Source organism: Acinetobacter sp. Ac8 (genome assembly GCF_055392545.1).
In genome coordinates this window covers 1815875-1837219 of the sequence record NZ_AP043689.1, presented here as the reverse complement: position 1 = coordinate 1837219, position 21345 = coordinate 1815875, and the positions used below count along the sequence as shown (strand labels likewise).

The window sequence follows — 21345 nt, the reverse complement described above, 5'->3', positions numbered from 1 at the left end:
ATTTGCCATCATGACCTCTAAAGTTTATTTAGCATTGCAAGACAATGACACCTCACGCTACATCATTGAAGCGATTGAACAGGACAATCCTCAAGCAACAATTCAATATCTTCCCGCGATGATTCGGGTCGAAAGCACTGGCGAGCTGGTGGTACGTGCAGAAACAGTATCAGAAAAACTTGGGCAAAACTGGGATATCCAAGAACTACAACTCAACATGATTACCTTGGGTGGCAATGTTGATGAAGATGATGACAGTTTTACCTTGAAGTGGAACTAGCCGTACTTCCCCTAGATTTAAAGCATAAGTAGCAGGCAGCTGCATGTAAGTTAAAGGATGATCAAAATGAATAGCCAAGCCAAAGTAAACAATAAAAAGCTCAATGCCAAAGAACGTTATAGGATACTCACCCGTGATCTAGATTGGGACTTTTCCTATGCAGATCGTAAAGATGCCTTTCCGTATGAAGAGTTTGAAGGCATCAAAATTACCGACTGGTCGAAATGGGAAGATCCTTTCCGTTTAACCATGGATAACTATTGGAAATACCAAGCAGAAAAAGAAAAGAAGCTATATGCCATTTTTGATGCTTTTGCACAAAACAATGGGCAAATGAATGTTTCAAATGAACGTTATGTCAACGCGATTAAATTGTTTTTAACCGCGGTAACCCCGCTTGAGTATCAAGCTTACCAAGGCTATGCCCATGTTGGGCGTCAGTTCAGTGGCATTGGTGCACGTATCGCCTCGCAAATGCAATCCATTGATGAATTACGTCATGTACAAACCCAGATTCATGCGATGAGCCATTACAACAAGTTCTTTGATGGCTTCCAAGACTGGGCACATATGCATGACCGGGTCTGGTACTTGTCTGTACCTAAATCATTCTTTGAAGATGCACGTTCAGCGGGGCCTTTTGAGTTTTTATTAGCAATCAGCTTTGCCTTTGAATATGTTCTAACTAACTTATTGTTCGTTCCTTTCATGTCGGGAGCAGCTTACAACGGTGATATGGCAACCGTAACATTTGGCTTTAGTGCACAATCAGACGAAGCACGCCACATGACGCTAGGACTGGAAATCGTAAAATTCTTACTGGAACAGCACGAAGATAATGTGCCAATCGTACAAGAATGGATTGATAAATGGTTCTGGCGAGGAACTCGCCTGCTGTCCATTGTCGGTATGATGATGGATTACATGTTGCCAAATAAAGTCATGTCATGGAAAGAAGCTTGGGAAACTTATTTTGAAGAAGCAGGTGGTGCTTTGTTTAAAGACTTAAGTCGCTACGGGATCCGTATGCCGAAATATAGTGAAGTGATTAGCAAAGAGAAAGAACATGTTTCGCATCAAGCATGGTGGATTTTCTATAACTTCGGTCATGCAGCAGGCTTCCATACGTGGATCCCAACAGATGAGGAAATGGATTGGCTCTCAGAAAAATATCCTGACACGTTTGATAAATACTACCGCCCACGTTGGGAACTTGCTCGAAAAATGGAAGCTGAAGGTAAACGCTTCTATAGCGCGGGTTTACCTCAATTGTGCCAAGTGTGCCAAATTCCAATGACCTTTACAGAAATGGATGGCGACCCAACACTATTTAGCTATCGTGATTCAATTTACAAAGATGAGCGTTATCACACTTGCTCTGATGGTTGTCATGACATTTTTGAACGCGAACCTGAGAAATACATCCAAGCGTGGTTACCTGTACATCAAATTTTGCAGGGTAACTGTGGTGGTCCAGATTTAGAAAGTATTTTAAGGGATTACTACAACTTTAATGTCGGTGCAGACAATCTCGATATTGAAGGTTCACCTGACCAACAGCGCTGGAAAAAGTGGAAAGGCAACGCAGCTTAAACCCTCATCCAAAAATTAAAAAATAAGCAATGGATGTTGTCTAACTCGACAGCATCCGCTCAAGGATTTATTCAAAAGTTTAAGGAAATACACCATGACTGTACAAGCGATTGTTGAAAAATATCAATTTGAACCACTAGATCTACAACAAAATTACGGCGAAAACATGTTGTTGTTTATTGGTTGGGATCATCACACCTTATTTTGTTCGGCACATGCTTTTGTGGTTTCACCAAAACAAAGCTTACAAGCCTTGATTGATGGGCAAATTCAAGCAGGTTTTGAGCAACATCCCGATTTTAAACATATTGATTGGTCTAAAGTTGAATTCCGTTTAAACCGCAATCTTTTACAGGCTGATTTTTCTAAGTCCCTAGAAGATTTGGGTTTTGATCATAAATCTCTCCTGCGCTTTGTAACGCCTGATTTAGCAGGTTACCAAGGCACACATGTTTAAGGAGAACACAGATGAGCTATCAAGTCACGATTGAACCAGCAGGAACCATCATTCAAGTTGAAGAGGATCAAACCATTTTAGATGCAGCATTGCGTCAAGGTGTTTGGTTGCCCTTTGCTTGCGGACATGGCACTTGTGGTACATGTAAAGTTCAAGTCACAGACGGTTTTTATGATGTAGGTGAAGCCTCGCCTTTTGCACTTATGGACATTGAACGTGAAGAAAATAAAGTGTTGGCTTGTTGTTGCAAGCCCGAATCTGACATGGTCATCGAAGCGGACGTGGATGAAGACGAGGATTTCTTAGGCTATTTAGTCCAAGACTACCAAGCTAAGGTTATTGAAATAACGGATTTATCGCCGACGATTAAAGGTGTCCGACTTCAACTTGATCGACCAATGCAGTTTCAAGCAGGCCAATACATCAATATCCAACTCCCTAATATTGAAGGAACCCGGGCATTTTCAATCGCCAATACACCGAGCGAAGCAAATCTGATCGAATTACATATTCGTAAAGTGCAAGGGGGTGCTGCAACACGCTATGTGCATGATGAACTGAGTGTTGGTGAAGAAATGGCGCTTTCAGGACCTTATGGACAATTTTTTGTGCGTAAGTCTGATCAGCAAAATGTCATTTTCATTGCAGGTGGTTCAGGTCTTTCAAGCCCTCAATCGATGATTCTGGATCTTTTAGAACAAGGTGACACCCGTATCATTTATTTGTTCCAAGGTGCACGGGATGTTGCTGAATTATATAACCGTGAAAAATTCGAACAGCTTGTCAAAGAATATCCAAATTTCAGATACATCCCTGCCTTAAATGCGCCTAAGCCAGAAGACCAATGGACAGGGTTTACAGGTTATGTACATGAAGCGGTTGCCAATTATTTTGAAAATAAATGCAGTGGGCACAAGGCATATTTATGTGGCCCGCCACCGATGATTGATGCCGCCATCTCCACCTTGATGCAAAGCCGTTTATTTGAAAAAGACATCCATACTGAACGCTTTTTAAGTGCGGCAGATGGTGCAAATGGGCAATCACGTTCGGCACTTTTTAGACACATCTAAAGTTGAGTGGTTGAACCCTTAAATTATCCAATATAGCAACACCAGCGTGAGTGATCTGCACCAATTCCAGATCGCTCTCAAGATACTCATGCCAAATACTCATATCAATCAAAGGAAGATGATGATGAATAGACAACAAATCGATAGCCTCGTTCAGCAAATGAATGTCGCGACAGCAACAGGTGAAGTCAATCTGCGTGTTCAGCAAATCGTTGTTCGTTTACTTGGTGATTTATTCCAAGCCATTGAAGACTTAGATATGTCTCAAACCGAGCTTTGGAAAGGCTTAGAATATTTGACAGATGCAGGTCAAGCCAATGAACTGGGACTTTTGGCAGCAGGTCTCGGGCTAGAACATTACTTAGATTTACGTGCAGATGAAGCAGATACTAAAGCCGGTATTACAGGTGGAACACCACGAACAATTGAAGGACCGCTTTATGTTGCAGGTGCGCCTGAGTCCGTTGGCTTTGCTCGTATGGATGATGGCTCTGAATCTGGGCACGTCGATACCTTAATCATTGAAGGCATTGTCACAGACACTGCTGGACAGATTATTCCCAATGCAAAAGTAGAAATCTGGCACGCCAACAGTTTAGGCAACTATTCATTCTTTGATAAATCTCAGTCTGCATTTAATTTACGCCGCAGTATTTTCACCGATACACAAGGTCAATATATCGCTCAAACCACCATGCCTGTCGGTTATGGCTGTCCACCTGAAGGTACAACACAAGCTTTACTCAATTTGTTGGGTCGACATGGTAACCGCCCTTCGCATGTTCACTACTTTGTCTCTGCGCCGGGTTATCGCAAACTGACCACTCAATTTAATATTGAAGGTGACAAATACCTTTGGGATGACTTTGCCTTTGCTACTCGTGATGGACTGATCGCTACTGCGCTGGATGTAACGGATCTCGCGAAAATTAAACAATACAATTTGGATAAAGCCTTTAAACACATCAAATTTAATTTCCAATTGGTCAAAGACGTTGATCAAGTCCCCTCTACAGAGGTTGATCGTCGTCGAGTAGCCGCTTAGTCAACAATGTAGTGATACTAAATCCGTTTAACTACAGCTACCTGCAATAAAAATATCATTGAAAAGGATTTTCTATGAAACAACTGATGTTCAAACTTTCAGTTCCATTGATGCTCGGTTTAACCAGTAGCATTGCCTGTGCCACAGAAAATGGGGCTGACTCATTTGCCCTCGGTGCTGAAGGTATGATGGCAGGCGCACTACCACCTGCTGGCGTGTATCTATTAAGTTATTATCAAAATTACCATGCTGGAAGTTTTGATAAGGGCCCAGCGAATTTTCATTTAGATGTAAATGCCTTTATACCCCGTTTGGTCTGGATGACAGAACAAAACTATTTCGGTGGTCAACTGGGTTTCTATGCCATACAGCCTATGGTTGATCTCAGATTATCTGCAGCGGGGATGTCAGATCATAACACTGCCTTAGGTGACTTAATGTTGGGGTCAATGTTAGGTTGGCATCAAGGAGATCACCACTGGATTGCTGCGATAGAAACAGTACTCGCCACAGGTCAATATGATAAGGCCACAGCACAACAGCCTTTGGTCGCCAATATTGGCAAAAACTACAATACTGTTCGACCGATTTTTGCCTACAGCTATGCCCCAAAAAATGGTTTAGATATTTCAACTAAAATTTCTTATAGCTTTAATACTGAAAATGATGATACCCAATACAAATCTGGGGAATATTTTGCTGGTGATTATAGTCTTGGATATAAACTTACTGATCAGGTTAAAGTGGCTGTTGAAGGCTACGCTTTTAAGCAAACCAAGTCAGATAAGCAACAGGGTGAAAATATTGCGATGCGTGGACAAGTTTTGGCAATTGGTCCTGCAATACAATATCAAGATAAAAACTGGTCAATTGAAGCAAAGTATTTAAAAGAAACTCATGTTGAAAATCGCCCTGAAGGCCATACCAGTGTATTAAAATTTGTTTGGGCTTTTTAGTGGCTATGCTTTGCACTCAGCAATATTTGGTTTTTTGCGCAGATGCTCAATTGTAGTCGCTAAATCATACTATTAACCAGTCATTAACGCCGAATGAAACTCATTCGGCGTTAATTTAGAAACCGTCAATTCGGGTTAAAGTAAAACTGCAATATATCAACATAAATCACTTCGGTTTACGCCAATAATCATTTATAAATCTAATACCAATCTTTTGCCTTTGGCACGAGATACACAGATCATCATCGATTGCTGTGATGCCTTTTCATCATCACTCAAATACTGATCAAAGTGCTCTGCTTCACCATCTAGAATTGCAGTTTCACAGGTACCACACACCCCTTCACGACATAAACACTCAACATCAATATTCAATGCTTCAATTGCCTGTAAAATAGTCTGGTTGCCTTGAACTTCGACTTGCTGATTGGATTTCGCCAAAACCACAGTAAATGCTTCACCATCTTCAGGTACGGTTGAAGCAAATTGTTCCCAATGAATATATTCATCTCGATAACGATGAAAATTACAACGATCAATTACCGCATCAATCATTGGCTTTGGCCCACAGACATAAACGTGTGTGCCCTTTGGCTGTGCGGAAATTAATTGATCGAGATCAAGGCATTTCCCATCTGAATCGACATAACTAAAAATATGTTCAGCATGTTTTTGTTTGAGCTCTTGCAACAGTGCAGCATGCTCTGGTGAACGATAGGCATAATGCAATTCGTAATCTGCCCCACGTGCAGCCAACTCATCCATTTGCGGCACAAAAGGCGTAATCCCAATCCCACCTGCAATTAAAATATGTTTTACACCATTTTCAGCCAGTGGAAATAAATTTTTAGGTTCTGAAATCAGAATTTCACAGCCTTCATTGCATTGCTCATGCATATAGACCGAGCCACCTTTACCTTCTACATCTTTGCGTACGCATACTTGGTAAGTGCTAAGATCCTGAGCACAGCTCATCAGTGAATAGGCATTGGAAAGCTGATCATTCATTTTAACAATGATATGACTGCCCCCATTAAACTGAGGAAAATTTTGTCCATCCTGACGTTTAAATGTAAACCGTTTGATCAATGGTGTAAGTTGCTCTACCCCTGTGACCACTGATGCAAACATTTCATAATGACTTGCCATGTCTAAATCCTCTTTACCACATGTTGCTTTTTTAAGTACTTATTCAAGCGCTTTCTCATTGGAGGGCAGCGTGTTGGATGATCATCAATGAATGTCCAACACGCCTTTATCCTATAGCCCTAAACACATATATTTAATGGTCATGAATTCTTCTAAGCCATACTTAGAACCTTCACGACCTACCCCAGATTGTTTCACGCCACCAAACGGGACCACTTCATTTGAAATTGCAGTTGAGTTCATCCCCACCATGCCATATTCAAGTTGTTCTGCGACACGCCAGATCCGTGAAATGCTTTCGCTATACACATAGGCTGCCAAACCAAAGATGGTGTCATTGGCCTGAGCAACCACATCTGCTTCATCACTAAATCGAATCAGCGGTGCCACTGGCCCAAAGATTTCTTCTTTGACAATTTCCATGCTTTGATCCACATCAGTAAGCACGGTCGGTTCAAAGAAAGTCTGTCCAAGTGCATGCTGTTTACCACCACAAGCCACTTGTGCACCTTTTTTACGTGCATCATCGATTAACTGTTGTGCTTTAAGGACGGCCTTTTCATTGATTAAAGGCCCTATCTGTACATTTTCTTCAAGACCATTGCCAATCTTAAACTTTTCAACTTCTTGCACAAATTTCTCAGTAAATGCCTGATAAACCTTGTCATGTACATAAATGCGGTTGGCACAAACACAAGTTTGCCCTGCATTACGGAACTTGGCAAAAATTGCACCTTGTACTGCTTTATCTAAATCTGCATCATCAAAAATAATCAATGGCGCATTTCCACCAAGTTCGAGCGCAAGTTTTTTAATCGTGTCTGAACATTGCTGCATCAATAAACGACCAACAGGTGTTGAGCCAGTAAAAGTCAGTTTTTTGACTTTTTCATGACTGGTAAATACTGCACCGATTTCTTGTGACTGACCTGTTACAACATTGATCACCCCAGCAGGAATCCCTGCCATTTCTGCAAGTTTTGCAATGGCCAAGGCGCAATAAGGCGTTTCATTGGCAGGTTTAATCACAATCGTACAACCCGCAGCTAAAGCTGGCGCAGCTTTACGGGTAATCATAGCGATTGGGAAATTCCAAGGCGTGATCGCTGCAACCACACCTACAGGTTCCTTGGTAATGATAAAACGCTGTTGATTATTGGTGGTAGGAATCACATCACCATAAACTCGCTTGCCTTCTTCTGCGAACCATTGAATAAATGAAGCAGCATATTTCACTTCACCTAAGGCTTCAGCCAAAGGCTTGCCTTGTTCAATGGTCATGATACGAGCCAGTTCGTCAGCATGTGCCAATACCAACTGATACCAAGCCAATAATAAATCTGCGCGTTTTTGTGCAGTTAAGGCTTTCCACTTTGCTAAGGCTTGATATGCAGCATCAACCGCTAGGCTTGCTTCTGCCGCCCCCATATTGGGAATAAGCCCAATCTCTTCACCTGTTGCTGGGTTGGTGACGGGTACAGTGGCATTGGATTGTGCATTGATCCACTGACCATTTACCCATCCACGTTGTTGAAATAGCGGACTACCTTGCAAACTTGACATGTCATGATCCTATGGTTTGAAAGCAAGGTACGACTTTATTTGCCGCACCTTTAACTTGAGCGCTTCTCTAAACAACACATGATCGAGCTCTTGGCCCCAGTGATATTTTGAGAGGCTCCCTTAAATGATTATTTGTGATATTGCGCAACGAGGTTTTGGAAATAAGCAATGCCGTGTTCACTAATCCCCGAACGTTGCTTATCCGTCATGATTCGCCCTTGACCGCGATAACCACGTGACTTTAAGCCACGTTGCACACTTTCAACCAGATTTAAATCTTCTGGGCGGAAGACATTACGATACCATTCAATCAAATCTTTTTGGTCTTGAGTCAGTTCTTCATTGGTAAAGTAAATATCATAATGTTGTAATGTCGTTTCAGCATCTACAGGAAATTCATAGATCACGGTCATAAAATTACCGCCTGGTGGCACATTAAACATGGTGCAAGGCCATGTCCAAAAACCACTAAAGGTTGGATCTTGTACCGATGGATCCAGCTTGAATGATTTTTCTGAAGAACGTGCATATCCATATTGCAAGGTCCAGTTTTGATGTGTGGTATGCCAATATTTATCCACCTGAACAGAATCAGCAAAGCCTGGATGCGCAGGCCCGCAGTGATAACATTCCATATAGTTATCTACAATCACTTTCCAGTTCGCTGGTGTTTCCGTCACAAAGCGTGCTGCAAGTTTTAAATCTTTGATCACCGCACAAGTTTCATTGAGCTTTTGTGCAAACTCAGGCAATTGATCTTCAACACAAGTGGCATTTTCATCCATATTGATAAAGATAAAACCGGCATACTCTTCAACTTTTACAGGCACCATACTTGAGTTTTGTTTATCAAAGGATTCAACATGATCACAGTTACGTGCCAGCGCCAAACTTCCGTCTAGCTTAAATGTCCATGCATGATAAGGACAGGTAATCACATTCTTCGCTTTACCACTGCCACTTAACAACTCATGCCCACGATGCGGACAGACATTATAAAAAGCCCGTAATACGCTGTCTTTACCGCGAATCACAATAATATTTTCACCAATGACCTTACGGGTAATATAGTCATTGGCCTGTGCCACTTCACTGCCGTGTGCAACGCAAATCCAGCTTTTTGCAAAAATTTCTTCTTTTTCACGCTCAAAAACCTGAGAAGATGTATAGAACACTTTGGGAAATGTCCAAGCAACGTCTGGGTTTGAACAGAAATCTTCTGGTAATTTTTCAACTGCATTCATGTTTTTACTCCATTAAACTCTTTTTTGTCCTAACGACCGTTTGTTTAAAATTGGCTGATGTTCAAATCAATTGAACATTGGCTTTAACGAACTCAGCATGCGCTGATATAAATCTTGCACCACAGGACAGTCACGTACTAACCGTAAACTGCCATGTAGTAATCCTTTACCGAGATAAAATTCGGTTGCAATATTGGCCTGTTTTAACTTGTCAGCAAAAATACGCCCATCATCACTGAGAGGGTCATACTCAGCGACGGCAATAAAACTACAGGGCATATCGGAAAAATCCTGTGCCAACAGTGGTGATAAACGTACGTCCTGCCAGTCGCTTGTATTTGGCGCATAGGCTTGCAAGTAATCATGCATATCCGCTAGCGACAGTAACGGTGCATCTGCTTGCTGCTGACAGGATGCCGTATCAAAACCACTACTCAAACATGGATAAATCATTGCAAGACCACAGGCTTGAGCCCCTGTATGTTGTAATTGCACTGCAAGTGCAGCCGCTAAATTACCGCCCGCACTGTCCCCCATCAAAACTATTTGATTTGGATTAATCTTCCATTGCAGGCCATGTTGATAGAGCCAGTGATATACCGTTTCACAGTCTTCATATGCAGCTGGAAAATGGTGTTCTGGTGTTAAGCGATAATCCACACTCAGCACAGCAACATTTAAATCACGACATAAATAGCGAGTGATAAACTCATGTGAATCAAGATTTCCCACCATCCAACCACCACCATGAAGATATAAAATACATGGCCAACCTGTCGCTGGTGCTTCACCCAATGGTGAATACAACCGAACATTGACTGGATGATTGAGCTGCGGCACAGTTTTATCTTCAATATTGACCGTACCATCACGTGGTAAGGTGTAATGTAAGCACATCGCATCATACGCAGCCCGAATAGAATCGATATCATTATCCGCCGGTGAATAAATGCTGCTCCAATACACCAGACTTTGCATTTCTTCACTCAATCTATAGTGCATGCTCGGTTGTTGTGTCATGACAATTCCTTTTGACTGGTTTTATCCGCAGTGGGTTCAATTGCAACATCAATGTGCATATGTTTATTTGCATCTGTTTGATCTAAAGATTCCAACTCACTAAAACTCATTTGCTCTATCAGATGGGATGGAACCTTTGAATAATCCTCAATCAACCATTTCACCAAGCCATAGGTCTGTATCAAAATAATCACAATGAATGGCAAGGCAGTCACAATGGTCGCGGTCTTCATGGTGTCCAAAGGCGCTTTAGAGAAAATCATCGCAATCGAAACAAGAGTTAACATCACACACCAGAACAAACGGGCATTTGGTGATGGGTCTTGCCCCTCACGTAAACCACGGGTACAAGTTGCCGACACTGCATAGCCCACAGCATCCATATGTGCTGCAAGAAAAATCACCATAATCCCAAGGAAAATCCACATCATCAGCTTGCCAGCAGGCAATAAACCAAGCAGTTGGCTAATCGCAACTTCACCACCTTGTTGGCTTAAAACTTGTGGCACATTGACCATACCGTGAATAAAGTTATAGACACTGTAGTTTTCAAACACCCCAAAGATGAACCATAAACCAACGCTACCACCGATGACCATGGCAAGAATCACTTCTTTGATGGTACGTCCCTTTGAAACACGCGTTACAAATAACGCCACACCCGGTGCATAAGAAATCCACCATAACCAATAAAATACGGTCCATTCACGGGTGAACTTTCCATCGCCCATTGGGTCGGTAAATAAACTCATATCGACAAAATTGGTTGCCATTAAGCCAAAGCTCATCAGCGAGTTATTCATAATGAATTGGGTCGGCCCAAAGCACAGCACATAAATCGCAAACAACACCACACCTAAACACACCATATGGCTGAGACGTTGCATGCCCTTATCCATCCCCACATAAGAACTCAGGGCGAATAAAATCGATACTGCAAAAATAATCACCACTTTGGTCATAAAGGTATTGGGGATACCTGTCAGCTGCGACAAAATATTGGTAAAAGTTACCGCAGTCAGCACCAAAGAAATTGTTAAAGCACCGAACATACACAACAAGAACATCAGATCGACAAGGCACCCAACAGGTCCAGTTGCCTTAAAACCAGTGACCGCTTCAATCATTGACGCCAAACTTAAGCCTTTATTTTTTCTGACGTGGTAGCTATAACATAGTGAAATTGAAGCCAGCGCATAGATCGACCAAGCACTCAATCCCGAATGAAAGAATGAGTAAGCAACGCTATATTTCAGTGCTTCCGCAGATTCAGGAGTTAAATTTAAACCCGGTGTTTGATAATAATAAGCCCAGTCTAAGAAGCCCCAATATAAGGTTGAAGAACCAATACCCGATAAAATGAACATGAAAATCCATGACATAGTACTGTATTGCGGTTTGCCTTCACCTAACTTGATTTTTCCATACTTACTGAACGCCAAAGCAAAGGTAAAAATAATTGATAAAAATGCAAATAAAAGCACTGGTGTAGTAAAAACAGATGTTGTCCACTTCATCCATTGAGCAGCAAGCTGTATAGATTCAGTCGAGTAAATTGCCAAACCAGCCACCGAAATAAACACAACGGCAAGACTGGTTATTGCAAGTGTCTTATCTGTATAAAGTTTTGTATTTTGATTATCCATATCCATTCAATCCATCTTGGATCCTGATTGTTTATTCCCTAAGGGCGATTACTCCATCGCGAATAAGTCCATTTTTTGATGTGTTACAAATGCTGCTATCGCATCACCAACATCGTCCGTTTTGGCTGTTCCACCCACATCTGGTGTTTTTGGGCCATGTAACAATACATGTTCAATTGCCTGCATAATCTCTTGACCTGCTTGAACCACTTGTTCGTCGCCATCTGCCAAGAAATCTAACATCATTGCGCCAGACCAGATTGCAGCAATTGGATTGGCAATGTTTTGACCATAAATATCGGGTGCAGAACCATGTACAGGTTCAAACAACGATGGGAAATTACGTTCTGGATTTAAGTTTGCAGAAGCAGCTAAACCAATCGTTCCTGTACATGCAGGTCCCAAATCCGACAAAATATCACCAAATAAGTTTGAAGCAACCACGACATCAAAACGTTCAGGCTGTAACACAAAACGAGCGGCCAAAATATCGACATGCTGTTTGTCTGCCTTGATTTGCGGATATTGTTTTGCCATCTCATCAACACGTTCATCCCAGTACGGCATACTGACTGCAATACCATTTGATTTGGTTGCAGCGGTAACTTTTTTAGCATCGCGTTGATTGGCAAACTCAAAAGCATATTTCAAAATGCGGTCTACACCATGACGGGTAAACACAGCTTCTTGTAAAACAAACTCACGCTCAGTACCTTCAAAAGCCTTACCACCAATCGCAGAATATTCACCTTCGCTATTTTCACGTACCACGTAGAAATCAATATCCCCTGGTTTTTTACCTGCAAGTGGGCATTTCACCCCTGGCATTAAACGTACTGGACGTAAATTCACATATTGGTCAAAACGACGACGGAACTGTAGCAATGACCCCCAAAGAGAAATATGATCTGGCACTTTTTCAGGCCAACCCACTGCACCAAAGAAAATCGCATCGTATTGCTGTAAAATTTCAAACCAGTTATCCGGCATCATTTTTCCGTGTTCAAGATAGTAATCACAACTTGCCCACTCAAACGCATCGAACTGTAGCGCTATGCCATATTTGTCTGCAGCTGCCTTTACAACCTTGATCCCTTCTGGTAGAACTTCTAACCCGATTCCATCGCCTGCAATCGTCGCAACTTTATACTTTTTTGCCATAACGCTCCCTTACACCTTTGGTTAATATCCTTAGCTGTAAACATGCTATTTTCAGCAAAAATGATCAATAATAAAACTATCACCCCAATGGACACGGATCGTGAATAATCTACCTAACCTATCGGATTTAAAGGTTTTTTGCACAGTCGCAAAACGTAAAAGTTTTGTTGATTCTGCTGAGGAACTGGGTGTTTCGCCTGCGTTTATTAGTAAGCGCATCAATATTTTAGAAAACAATTTAAACTGTAAATTGTTTCATCGCAGTACCCGTCATGTCAGTTTGACTGAAGATGGCAAACTGATTTTGGAGCGAGTCGCTCATATTTTGGATGAATTTGATGAAATCAGTGAGTTGGTCAATAACCCATTAAGTACCCCCACAGGCCATCTGGATATTGTCAGTAGCTTTGGTTTTGGACGGAAACATGTTGCACCGATCCTGTCTAAACTGCTGACCATGTATCCAAAATTAGAAATTCAGTTTGATACAATTGATAATACGAAAGATTTAATTCAACACAGTATTGATCTAGATATTCGGATTGGTAATGAAATTGCACCCAATATGATTGCCAAAAAAATGGTTTCTAATTTCCGAATTTTTTGTGCTGCACCAAGCTATTTACTAAAAAATGGAATGCCTGAAAGTTTAGACGATTTGCGTAGTCATGATTGCTTAACCATCAGTGAACGTGATCAATCCTCAGTATTATGGAAATTACGCCACGCTTCAGAAGATATGTCGGTACATGTCACCCCACGTTTTATTTCCAATAATGGTGAAATTATTCACCAATTGGCAGTCGAAGGTCATGGCATTATCTTACGTTCAATTTGGGATGTTGCAGATGAGTTGATTAGCGGTCAGTTACAGCATATTTTGCCTGAATACTGGCAAGATGCCGATGTATGGGCAGTCTACCCGTCACGTTTAAAAAGCTCATCTAAATTACAGACCTGTATCCTGTTTATCCAAAATGAATTACAGAATCGATTGCAGCATGTTCAGAACCTATCACGTGGACAACTGATTCAACCGGTAGAATCGGTAACACAACATGCTGAAAAGGTATTTTTATAATCGAGATCAGCTGCCTGCTTTCTTTTTTTAACAACATCATGCACATTAATTCAATCATGAACATGCAGGCAGCATATGAACACGGCAATATTTGGCCTTATTTTAATCGCAGCGGCATTTCACGCCACATGGAATGCTATTGTCAAAGCAGGCTCAAATAAATTTTTAACCACTGTATTGGTGACTGCATCAGCAGCAGTTTTAGCAGCGCTACTACTGCCCTTTTTCCCGATACCACATCGCGCTAGCTGGTCTTATATTTTAGCCTCAACGGGAATACAGATTCTCTATTTTGGTATGGTTGCCAAAATTTATCGCGTCGCGGACATGGGACTAAGCTATCCTCTGATGCGTGGTACTGCACCGCTTATTGTGGCAGTTTTAGGGACATTCTTGCTGCATGAAACACTAGAATTCAATGCTTGGCTTGGGATCATTACCATTTCCATCGGCATTTTATCCATGATCTTCGCAACCTCTCAAACAGGACGAAAAGGAATTGGTTTAGCCTTGCTCAATGCAGTTTTAATTGCTGGCTATACCTTGGTGGATGGTCATGGAATTCGTCTCTCAGGATCACCCATTTCTTATATCTTATGGAGCTTTGTGCTCTCGGGTCTGATCTTTTTTATGTTTGCCTTGAAAATGCAATATCACCAGATGGGTAATTATTTTCGTCATAATTGGCATTTCGGTTTAATTGGTGGGATTGGCTCATTTTTCTCTTATGGACTCGCATTGTGGGCGATGACACTTGCACCAGTTGCTATTGTTGCCGCACTGCGTGAAACCTCGATTTTATTTGCTACGCTAATTTCGATTTTTATTCTTAAAGAACAAGTTAATGTTATACGTATTGTCTCGTCATGTATTATTTTAATCGGGGCATTGGTCCTAAGAGCTGCCTAACCCTAACAGCCGATTATTCCTAAGTACCATCTATTCCTAAGAGTTGCTGGCGTAGGCAGAACTGAAAGAACCAGCCTATTTTAAATAGACTGGTTGATCTTCAATGTTAATTTTAGAAGTAATAACCCAGTGATAAGTAAAATAATTTATTCCACTGATTACTGTCGCCTTGTGCAAGACCGTTGGCACTGCCGCCTGTCATTGGATCATTACGACTCCAAATATATTCGCCCTGAATCCCTACTGCTTTATAATTAAAATACACCCCAGCTATTAAACGATCTGAATCTTGATAGCTCTTTTGATCTTTAAAGAAACGGCTATAGGACAGATAAGGTTTAATATTTTCCAACTGATAAAAGGGTTGAGCCAAAGTGTAATTAATTTCATTGGCCATAAATTTGCCTTTATTGGCCACTTGGTAGGGATAATCAAATGCCCCGATGGTTGAGCTATTTGGCAGAAGATTATCGGCATTTTTAATGTTCTGTTCACCTGCAAGGAAAAGCCATTGCCATGCTTGATAATTGGTTGTACTAAATACACTCCATGTACTTCGGTGACCATCTTGCTGCGTGCGATTATTTTCCAGATCTGAGTACCAGAATGAACCACCAATCTCAGTTGAAAACTTTTGTGCTGGGTCCAACTCAAATTTTTTAGATAAGCGAGTCACCCACATATTTTTTTCATCGATATCTGTGCCTTGGCTTAAATCATCGGCTTGAACAAAGTTACCACTATAGCGGCTGGCGTCTTTAGACGTTCCTGTATAATTACCACCATCTGTTGGGTAAAAACCTAAAATAAAATTGTATTGATCATTTTTAAACTGATACTTCGCACCTAGATTTTGAATATCTTCTAAGCCCACCGTATTTAGCAAGGTTTCATAATAGCTGTTACCCCACAGTCGACCAAATCCAAAATCAACTGATTGAAAGCCCACGGTAAAGCGTTGTTGGTCTGAAATTTTATATCCAGCCCAAGCATCTTTTAGAAATAATCCATCACATAAACGGCTGTATTGGTAACAGCGTAGATCTAATGAGGCAATCCAATTTGGATTTTCATAACTCAATACTGTTTTAATATCTGCAAGCTGCCAATCCTTGTTTTTAGAACCTTCATTTGCCTCAACGATATAATCTTTGTACATATATCGGGTACGGATTGCGCCAGAAAGTTTAAGTTCACCTGATTCTGTTTTAGGGTCACCTATACTTAAATCTGCTGCAAAACTAGGCATGCTGACCAAAAGCCCCATTGAACCTATAAATAGAAATAACTTCTTCATTGTTGTACATCCTTGTTTAACCTCATATAAAAATGAAGAATTTATGTACAACAAACAATGGGCAAACTATAAAGTCGGAATTTACAGACTGTGTTTAATGCGGATTGATTCAATCACGATAAGGGGGTAAAAAGCTGTGATTTTTAGGTTTTATTGAAAAACCAAACTTATGGCAACGATTCAAATCAAAGCGTCTTAAAATCAATAAAATCGTTTGAATTTTGATTACATGCAGCTAACTTTGATGTACTGTTATAAACAGAAATCTGCCAGAAATTAATGTCATCATAGCTTAATGGAATACCTGCCGGAGTCTTTGCGAATTTTCCTAATGGATATAAAATAATTAGAGAAAAATCTTCTCTAAAAAACCTAACTATAAGTATTTTTTAATTCTATTTGGCACTTTGCTTAAAAGACCTAATTTTTTCATCTCTGCATAATATAGAGCGTAGTTTTTCCTTGCGTGAGCTTCATTTTTTGTGCAACATATATATCGGCTATATTTAAGTAAGCTACTGCTCTACTTGGATCTAGCTTTATAACATAGTTTAAAATGCTTAAAGATTCATTGTAATAACCTAATTTATATAAATAAAATGCAGAATCATTAAGCTCTTGAATATCATTTTTGCTATATACAGGCAATTGGCAATTTATACTTTTGATTATTTCATCTATTTCTAATCTTTCAGACTTTTTCATTTTTTTTAAATTTTGGCTTGTTGAATAATTCATATAAACAACTGCGCCTCTTCCCCCACCTACATCAGCCTCCCAAATAGGTAGATCTTTTTGCTTATCCCACTTTCCAGCACACATATCACTTAACATTGTTGGAATAGCATCGACAATCACTTTATTTTTATTATTGATAATTAAACAGTAGCGTTGATCTTGATCTGAAATCGGTAACGTCAAAAAGTTATAATTTTTAGTGATGTATGAATATTCAGGAAAGACATCTTTCGATGAAAGACTAAAATTTGCATCACTTAAATTTAGCGGACTGCAATTTTTATAGCTTAAAAAATCAGGAGTTGCATGTACTGAAAAAATTGTACTGCTTAACAATATAAAGAGCGTTTTCTTTAGCATTATCGTTGTCCTAATGTTTATATCTTTATTATACGTACAGGTTCATTCATTGGCTCATAGAATTTGTTACTTTATAAAGTAATTTAGAGGCTATATGCTGTTTTAATTTTCTTAGGCCGATAAAGTGTAATATTCCAATCAATTTCATTTTGTCTCAATATATCGCCATCTTCTAGTTCAGAATTTCCTATAATACTTTTAGGAATAAACACTTCTAATTGACTTTGGTTTCTACAAAAAATTTGACTAAAACCTTCACTCCTTAGATATATCCATACTCTTTGCTTAATTTTACTCATTTTTAAATTATTAAATGATTTTAAATCCATATTTTTAGGCTTAATTTTAAATATTACATACTCAGCACCAGCTGAGTTATAATAAGTCATATTTTCAGGGTTAGCTTCACCAAAAATCATATTAATTTCATGAGTAGAATCTTTCTGATTCTCTGTAATATTTTGACTTGAATCAGGTTTCACTTCTGTACAACCACTAATGTATACTAAAGAAAAAATTATTAATAAATATTTTAACATTTCAATCACCTAAACCAAATCTATTTTTTACTTTATTAACAACTTCTTCTAATGAAATAAAATCACTTCTAGCAATATCAAAACATTTTCCACTGGTTGAAAACATTATCACTATCTATAATTTTATATGTTTATCTTTCAACATTCTCTCGCCCTATCTCACAAATCCTAGCAATAAAACTTATTAACAGTCCAATAAATAAAGAACAACCAACTAACCAATTTAAACTTACCACTATTTCTTTCCCACTAGATTCAAAAATAATTAAAAATAATGCCGTTATTAGACTAATAGTAACAGTCCTTATGAAAAAAGTTAGATATGGCTTATCCTCAATCCTTAAAAAGCTTGATATCAAAGTGATAACAAATTCTAACATTGTAATTTCCTAAAATTTAAAAATTAGTAAACAAACTTCACTTTTCTATTTATCAATTATTACCATATATTTCAATAGAATACTTAATTAAAATATACGATTAGGAGATTATTTTTTACGACAATCGTTAACTTTTCCCTCGCCATAATCAAGGAAGATTATCCAACTATTTTTACTAGAAGGCATAACCTCATGTCCAATAAAGCTATAGTATTTATCTTTCTCTGGAAATAAAGCTCCGAGATAAATTTTTTCTCCTAAACAATACTCATAAAAATGATCTTTATTAGAAATCATCCTCCATCCATCCTTTTTCAATTTTGAATGCACTTGATTGTATTCAACTAGTGATAATTTAGATTTCTGTATTTTAACAATTGAATATTTATTTTCTGGCTTATCAATAGAAACATATTCATCAGGATCATAATTTTTAAAATATTTATGAGTGATAGTCTTGAAAAATCGCGCATCCTGAGTAGTTTCACTATTTACACATGAAGAAGTTAAAACTATGAGAATAGTAATATAGCTGAATTTCAAAAAATTCATTTCGCATTTTCCTTATAAATAATTTTAACTTGAAATGAATTACTCCATTCTCAGTTTCAGAAATATCAAATTTGCTTGAACCTGTACCCATCTTAACACCAACTTTAGCATCAAGATTAAACCATTTTCTGCTTCGAGAGTGCTTAATTCACTATTTAAAATATTTTTTACAATTAGTGGTTCCATATACATTATATACATAGGATATAACCCATTTATCCAAATTCCAATCTCCCACACTCATACTATTACCTTCTTCATTACGATAATTTACGCGAGTTGGATAAACTATACTTATTGCATTTTTTATCGAAACAATACATATATTGATCATCAAATAATGCTGGTATTTTTCTCCAACCTTTGTTAATTAATTTATTTTCGACTACATTTTCAAAGTCTTCTTTGCTCATTTTATCTTTTGAAATATATACATTACTCCCGTCAGATGTTTCTTTTGAATTGTGCATTTCATATCGATAGCCATATGATGAAAATAATTCTTTAGATAATTCTTCAAAATTAACACGATCATTTTTATTATTTTTAATTGTGCAACCTGAAATAAAAATTTTACAAAAAATCATTATAACAACCAGTTTTTTCATTACACCTCTAGTTTTATTTAAAACCTTCAACTTACAACCTGTATCATAGCTCACAGACTCATTAATTAGAATAATTATTTTTAAAAATCCTCATCTTTCTTGTCAGGAAATAAATAATCGATTAAAAAAATTACTAAAACTATTACTCCTATTGCTTGTGTTATTAAAAGGAAAAATATTAGGTCGTTAAAAGGCATTAGATAATCATCATTAAAATAATTATAACTGACCGCTAAAAAAAACCTATCAGCCCCAATAAACATCCCTTTATAAAACAAAATAAATAGGGATGATTCTCTGCTTTCAGATTAGATATAAATTGACCCAACACAACTTCAATAATTATGGTAAACATATAAAAACACTTTCTTATTTATTGTACTGTGATTCATTTAACTTTAGACTCGATTTCTCTTGATAGACTTCGTTACAATGGCTTTTATGAGCTAGCAATCTCAAAAAATCTCTTAAATTATCCTATTTAAGAGATCTTAAAAATCAATTTAAAAAGATCTATAGTTCTTTTAACATATCCTTAGCAGGCTCATAACCTCCATTTGCAGCTATTTCCAAGAACTCTTTAGCTTTAATTTTATTTTTTGGTACACCTAAACCATTTAAATACATATATCCTATGTTTGAGGCAGAAACAACTTTAATATCTTTATCTGTAGAGTTAAATAACATTAAAAAAATATCCAAAGCTTGTCTATAGTTTTTATCACAATTTCCTCCTGTTAAGTATTCTGCACCTAAATTTATACCAGCAGGCATATACCCATTTTCAAAAGAATTTTTATATAATTTACAAATTTCAGGAGTTCTTAAATTTTGATAATGAAAAACTTTTGCTTTGACAAAATCACCAACGATCACATCATGTTCAATTAGTTTGTTTGCCAATAAATCAGCTTTTTTTAGATCACGATAATCTTCCAAGTTTGGCATTTCACCTAAATATAAAGAGGCTAAATCAACAAGTGCAAACCAATATTTTTTTCAACTGCTATATTATTATTTTCAATAAAACCATCAACATCTCCTTTTTGTAAATCTAGTAATGCTATTTCCGAATAAGAGGCTGGAATAAATTCTTTTGATTGATTTAATAAAAATAATGCTTTCTCTGTATTTTTTTCAACACCACTCCCTCTAATATACCTTGCACCTAAATTATGCATTCCCAAAGGACTACCCAAATCTGCCGCTATTTTTATGTATTTAATTGACTCTTGAATATCACCTTTTTTTGAAAAATAATCTCCTAACCAAGCATTCGCCTCAGGATTATTATTATCTGCAGAAAATTTTATAAGTTTAAATCCTTCACTTTCATTCTTAGTAAAATATTTACCATAATATTTAAAATTCCCTAAGATATATGCATCAGCTGGTCTATTATAGTTTTCTTCTAAACATTTCTTTTCATTTTCAGTAAAATTATTAAAATCTATATCACAATTTGGATAAAGCTTTTTGTTTACCTCATCATTAATGCTAATAGGTACTTTACCACATCCTATTACTCCATTTGCATTGGTTATTTCACAAGGAACTTTTATAACATCAAAACGATTGGATTCAGTATTAGAATTTATACATCCATTTAAACCTCCCAATATTAAAAAAAATGGTATTAACAAAAAAACTTTCATAAACCCTCTATATAAAACATTCTTCATCTACAGAAATCA

At 38.1% G+C, this 21345-nt stretch carries 22 protein-coding genes; 8 read left to right on the top strand and 14 right to left on the bottom strand.

The genetic code is table 11. From position 1 onward, the window contains the following. The first annotated feature begins 10 nt into the window (after nt 1–10). From ACZ5QH_RS08585 to ACZ5QH_RS08560, 6 genes are all read left to right on the top strand, one after another. A complete protein-coding gene (locus tag ACZ5QH_RS08585) occupies nt 11–280 on the top strand; it encodes an MmoB/DmpM family protein (protein WP_034615112.1) in 270 nt (89 codons plus the stop codon). A gap of 66 nt (nt 281–346) precedes the next feature. After that, nucleotides 347–1873, top strand: coding sequence for an aromatic/alkene/methane monooxygenase hydroxylase/oxygenase subunit alpha (locus ACZ5QH_RS08580; RefSeq protein ID WP_004820631.1), 1527 nt, complete (start codon nt 347–349; stop codon nt 1871–1873). Nucleotides 1874–1967: 94 nt separating this feature from the next. After that, complete coding sequence (locus tag ACZ5QH_RS08575) at nt 1968–2330, top strand: phenol hydroxylase subunit P4 (protein WP_004721365.1); 363 nt, start codon at nt 1968–1970, stop codon at nt 2328–2330. An 11-nt stretch (nt 2331–2341) separates the two neighbouring features. Continuing rightward, complete coding sequence (locus tag ACZ5QH_RS08570) at nt 2342–3403, top strand: NADH:ubiquinone reductase (Na(+)-transporting) subunit F (protein ID WP_096733830.1); 1062 nt, start codon at nt 2342–2344, stop codon at nt 3401–3403. A gap of 124 nt (nt 3404–3527) precedes the next feature. Next, nucleotides 3528–4448 carry a catechol 1,2-dioxygenase gene (gene catA / locus ACZ5QH_RS08565; protein WP_303577316.1) on the top strand — a complete coding sequence of 307 codons (921 nt, stop codon included), beginning with the start codon at nt 3528–3530 and terminating at the stop codon, nt 4446–4448. 74 nt (nt 4449–4522) lie between these two features. Beyond that, on the top strand, nt 4523–5404 hold the full coding sequence (locus ACZ5QH_RS08560; protein ID WP_303577317.1) for a SphA family protein: 882 nt from the start codon (nt 4523–4525) through the stop codon (nt 5402–5404). A gap of 192 nt (nt 5405–5596) precedes the next feature. Here ACZ5QH_RS08560 and cntB read toward each other — a convergent pair whose 3' ends face one another. The 6 genes from cntB to ACZ5QH_RS08530 form a co-directional block, all read right to left on the bottom strand. Continuing rightward, nucleotides 5597–6553 carry a carnitine monooxygenase, reductase subunit CntB gene (gene cntB, locus ACZ5QH_RS08555; RefSeq protein ID WP_303577318.1) on the bottom strand — a complete coding sequence of 319 codons (957 nt, stop codon included), beginning with the start codon at nt 6551–6553 and terminating at the stop codon, nt 5597–5599. Between the two features lie 111 nt (nt 6554–6664). Next, on the bottom strand, nt 6665–8116 hold the full coding sequence (locus ACZ5QH_RS08550) for an NAD-dependent succinate-semialdehyde dehydrogenase (RefSeq protein ID WP_303577319.1): 1452 nt from the start codon (nt 8114–8116) through the stop codon (nt 6665–6667). A gap of 128 nt (nt 8117–8244) precedes the next feature. Further along, nucleotides 8245–9360, bottom strand: coding sequence for a carnitine monooxygenase subunit alpha (gene cntA / locus ACZ5QH_RS08545; RefSeq protein WP_004721375.1), 1116 nt, complete (start codon nt 9358–9360; stop codon nt 8245–8247). Between the two features lie 66 nt (nt 9361–9426). Next, nucleotides 9427–10380, bottom strand: coding sequence for an alpha/beta hydrolase (locus ACZ5QH_RS08540; RefSeq protein WP_303577320.1), 954 nt, complete (start codon nt 10378–10380; stop codon nt 9427–9429). Next, on the bottom strand, nt 10377–12032 hold the full coding sequence (locus tag ACZ5QH_RS08535) for a BCCT family transporter (RefSeq protein WP_464016792.1): 1656 nt from the start codon (nt 12030–12032) through the stop codon (nt 10377–10379). Before ACZ5QH_RS08535 ends, ACZ5QH_RS08540 begins: the two co-directional genes overlap by 4 nt. 42 nt (nt 12033–12074) lie before the next feature. Beyond that, a complete protein-coding gene (locus ACZ5QH_RS08530) occupies nt 12075–13187 on the bottom strand; it encodes a tartrate dehydrogenase (RefSeq protein ID WP_303577322.1) in 1113 nt (370 codons plus the stop codon). A gap of 100 nt (nt 13188–13287) precedes the next feature. Between ACZ5QH_RS08530 and ACZ5QH_RS08525 the strand changes: the two genes are divergently transcribed. Further along, on the top strand, nt 13288–14268 hold the full coding sequence (locus ACZ5QH_RS08525; protein ID WP_004721384.1) for a LysR family transcriptional regulator: 981 nt from the start codon (nt 13288–13290) through the stop codon (nt 14266–14268). A gap of 75 nt (nt 14269–14343) precedes the next feature. Beyond that, nucleotides 14344–15177: a DMT family transporter gene (locus ACZ5QH_RS08520; protein WP_303577323.1), complete on the top strand. Its 834-nt coding sequence runs from the start codon at nt 14344–14346 to the stop codon at nt 15175–15177. 112 nt (nt 15178–15289) lie between these two features. Here the strand turns inward: ACZ5QH_RS08520 and ACZ5QH_RS08515 are convergent, their stop codons facing one another. The 8 genes from ACZ5QH_RS08515 to ACZ5QH_RS08480 all read right to left on the bottom strand — a co-directional run bounded on the left by ACZ5QH_RS08515 (nt 15290) and on the right by ACZ5QH_RS08480 (nt 21306). Next, the gene (locus ACZ5QH_RS08515; protein WP_303577324.1) at nt 15290–16474 is read right to left on the bottom strand and encodes a TonB-dependent receptor; all 1185 of its coding nucleotides are present in this window, start codon (nt 16472–16474) and stop codon (nt 15290–15292) included. A 429-nt stretch (nt 16475–16903) separates the two neighbouring features. Beyond that, nucleotides 16904–17572: a tetratricopeptide repeat protein gene (locus ACZ5QH_RS08510; protein WP_303577325.1), complete on the bottom strand. Its 669-nt coding sequence runs from the start codon at nt 17570–17572 to the stop codon at nt 16904–16906. A gap of 83 nt (nt 17573–17655) precedes the next feature. Beyond that, nucleotides 17656–18111 carry a hypothetical protein gene (locus ACZ5QH_RS08505; protein ID WP_303577326.1) on the bottom strand — a complete coding sequence of 152 codons (456 nt, stop codon included), beginning with the start codon at nt 18109–18111 and terminating at the stop codon, nt 17656–17658. Nucleotides 18112–18242: 131 nt separating this feature from the next. Further along, nucleotides 18243–18491, bottom strand: a complete 249-nt coding sequence (locus ACZ5QH_RS08500; protein WP_056512549.1) for a hypothetical protein — start codon at nt 18489–18491, stop codon at nt 18243–18245. Between the two features lie 108 nt (nt 18492–18599). Continuing rightward, entirely contained in the window at nt 18600–19043 is a 444-nt protein-coding gene (locus tag ACZ5QH_RS08495) for a hypothetical protein (protein WP_303577327.1), read from the bottom strand. Between the two features lie 260 nt (nt 19044–19303). Further along, on the bottom strand, nt 19304–19651 hold the full coding sequence (locus tag ACZ5QH_RS08490; protein WP_303577328.1) for a hypothetical protein: 348 nt from the start codon (nt 19649–19651) through the stop codon (nt 19304–19306). Nucleotides 19652–20164: 513 nt separating this feature from the next. After that, nucleotides 20165–20590, bottom strand: coding sequence for a tetratricopeptide repeat protein (locus ACZ5QH_RS08485; protein ID WP_303577329.1), 426 nt, complete (start codon nt 20588–20590; stop codon nt 20165–20167). A gap of 29 nt (nt 20591–20619) precedes the next feature. Continuing rightward, on the bottom strand, nt 20620–21306 hold the full coding sequence (locus tag ACZ5QH_RS08480; RefSeq protein WP_303577330.1) for a tetratricopeptide repeat protein: 687 nt from the start codon (nt 21304–21306) through the stop codon (nt 20620–20622). Nucleotides 21307–21345: the final 39 nt, after the last annotated feature.

What these genes read in the sequence shown, in the direction of transcription:
- ACZ5QH_RS08585 (WP_034615112.1), top strand. Translation starts at nt 11, where the DNA reads ATGACCTCTAAAGTTTATTTAGCATTGCAAGACAATGACACCTCACGC.
- ACZ5QH_RS08495 (WP_303577327.1), bottom strand. Translation starts at nt 19,043, where the DNA reads ATGAATTTTTTGAAATTCAGCTATATTACTATTCTCATAGTTTTAACT.
- ACZ5QH_RS08560 (WP_303577317.1), top strand. Translation starts at nt 4,523, where the DNA reads ATGAAACAACTGATGTTCAAACTTTCAGTTCCATTGATGCTCGGTTTA.
- ACZ5QH_RS08570 (WP_096733830.1), top strand. Translation starts at nt 2,342, where the DNA reads ATGAGCTATCAAGTCACGATTGAACCAGCAGGAACCATCATTCAAGTT.
- ACZ5QH_RS08500 (WP_056512549.1), bottom strand. Translation starts at nt 18,491, where the DNA reads ATGTTAGAATTTGTTATCACTTTGATATCAAGCTTTTTAAGGATTGAG.
- ACZ5QH_RS08530 (WP_303577322.1), bottom strand. Translation starts at nt 13,187, where the DNA reads ATGGCAAAAAAGTATAAAGTTGCGACGATTGCAGGCGATGGAATCGGG.
- ACZ5QH_RS08580 (WP_004820631.1), top strand. Translation starts at nt 347, where the DNA reads ATGAATAGCCAAGCCAAAGTAAACAATAAAAAGCTCAATGCCAAAGAA.
- ACZ5QH_RS08490 (WP_303577328.1), bottom strand. Translation starts at nt 19,651, where the DNA reads ATGAAAAAACTGGTTGTTATAATGATTTTTTGTAAAATTTTTATTTCA.
- ACZ5QH_RS08520 (WP_303577323.1), top strand. Translation starts at nt 14,344, where the DNA reads ATGAACACGGCAATATTTGGCCTTATTTTAATCGCAGCGGCATTTCAC.
- ACZ5QH_RS08550 (WP_303577319.1), bottom strand. Translation starts at nt 8,116, where the DNA reads ATGTCAAGTTTGCAAGGTAGTCCGCTATTTCAACAACGTGGATGGGTA.
- ACZ5QH_RS08515 (WP_303577324.1), bottom strand. Translation starts at nt 16,474, where the DNA reads ATGAAGAAGTTATTTCTATTTATAGGTTCAATGGGGCTTTTGGTCAGC.
- ACZ5QH_RS08535 (WP_464016792.1), bottom strand. Translation starts at nt 12,032, where the DNA reads ATGGATATGGATAATCAAAATACAAAACTTTATACAGATAAGACACTT.
- cntB (WP_303577318.1), bottom strand. Translation starts at nt 6,553, where the DNA reads ATGGCAAGTCATTATGAAATGTTTGCATCAGTGGTCACAGGGGTAGAG.
- ACZ5QH_RS08505 (WP_303577326.1), bottom strand. Translation starts at nt 18,111, where the DNA reads ATGTTAAAATATTTATTAATAATTTTTTCTTTAGTATACATTAGTGGT.
- catA (WP_303577316.1), top strand. Translation starts at nt 3,528, where the DNA reads ATGAATAGACAACAAATCGATAGCCTCGTTCAGCAAATGAATGTCGCG.
- ACZ5QH_RS08510 (WP_303577325.1), bottom strand. Translation starts at nt 17,572, where the DNA reads ATGCTAAAGAAAACGCTCTTTATATTGTTAAGCAGTACAATTTTTTCA.
- ACZ5QH_RS08575 (WP_004721365.1), top strand. Translation starts at nt 1,968, where the DNA reads ATGACTGTACAAGCGATTGTTGAAAAATATCAATTTGAACCACTAGAT.
- cntA (WP_004721375.1), bottom strand. Translation starts at nt 9,360, where the DNA reads ATGAATGCAGTTGAAAAATTACCAGAAGATTTCTGTTCAAACCCAGAC.
- ACZ5QH_RS08540 (WP_303577320.1), bottom strand. Translation starts at nt 10,380, where the DNA reads ATGACACAACAACCGAGCATGCACTATAGATTGAGTGAAGAAATGCAA.
- ACZ5QH_RS08480 (WP_303577330.1), bottom strand. Translation starts at nt 21,306, where the DNA reads ATGAAAGTTTTTTTGTTAATACCATTTTTTTTAATATTGGGAGGTTTA.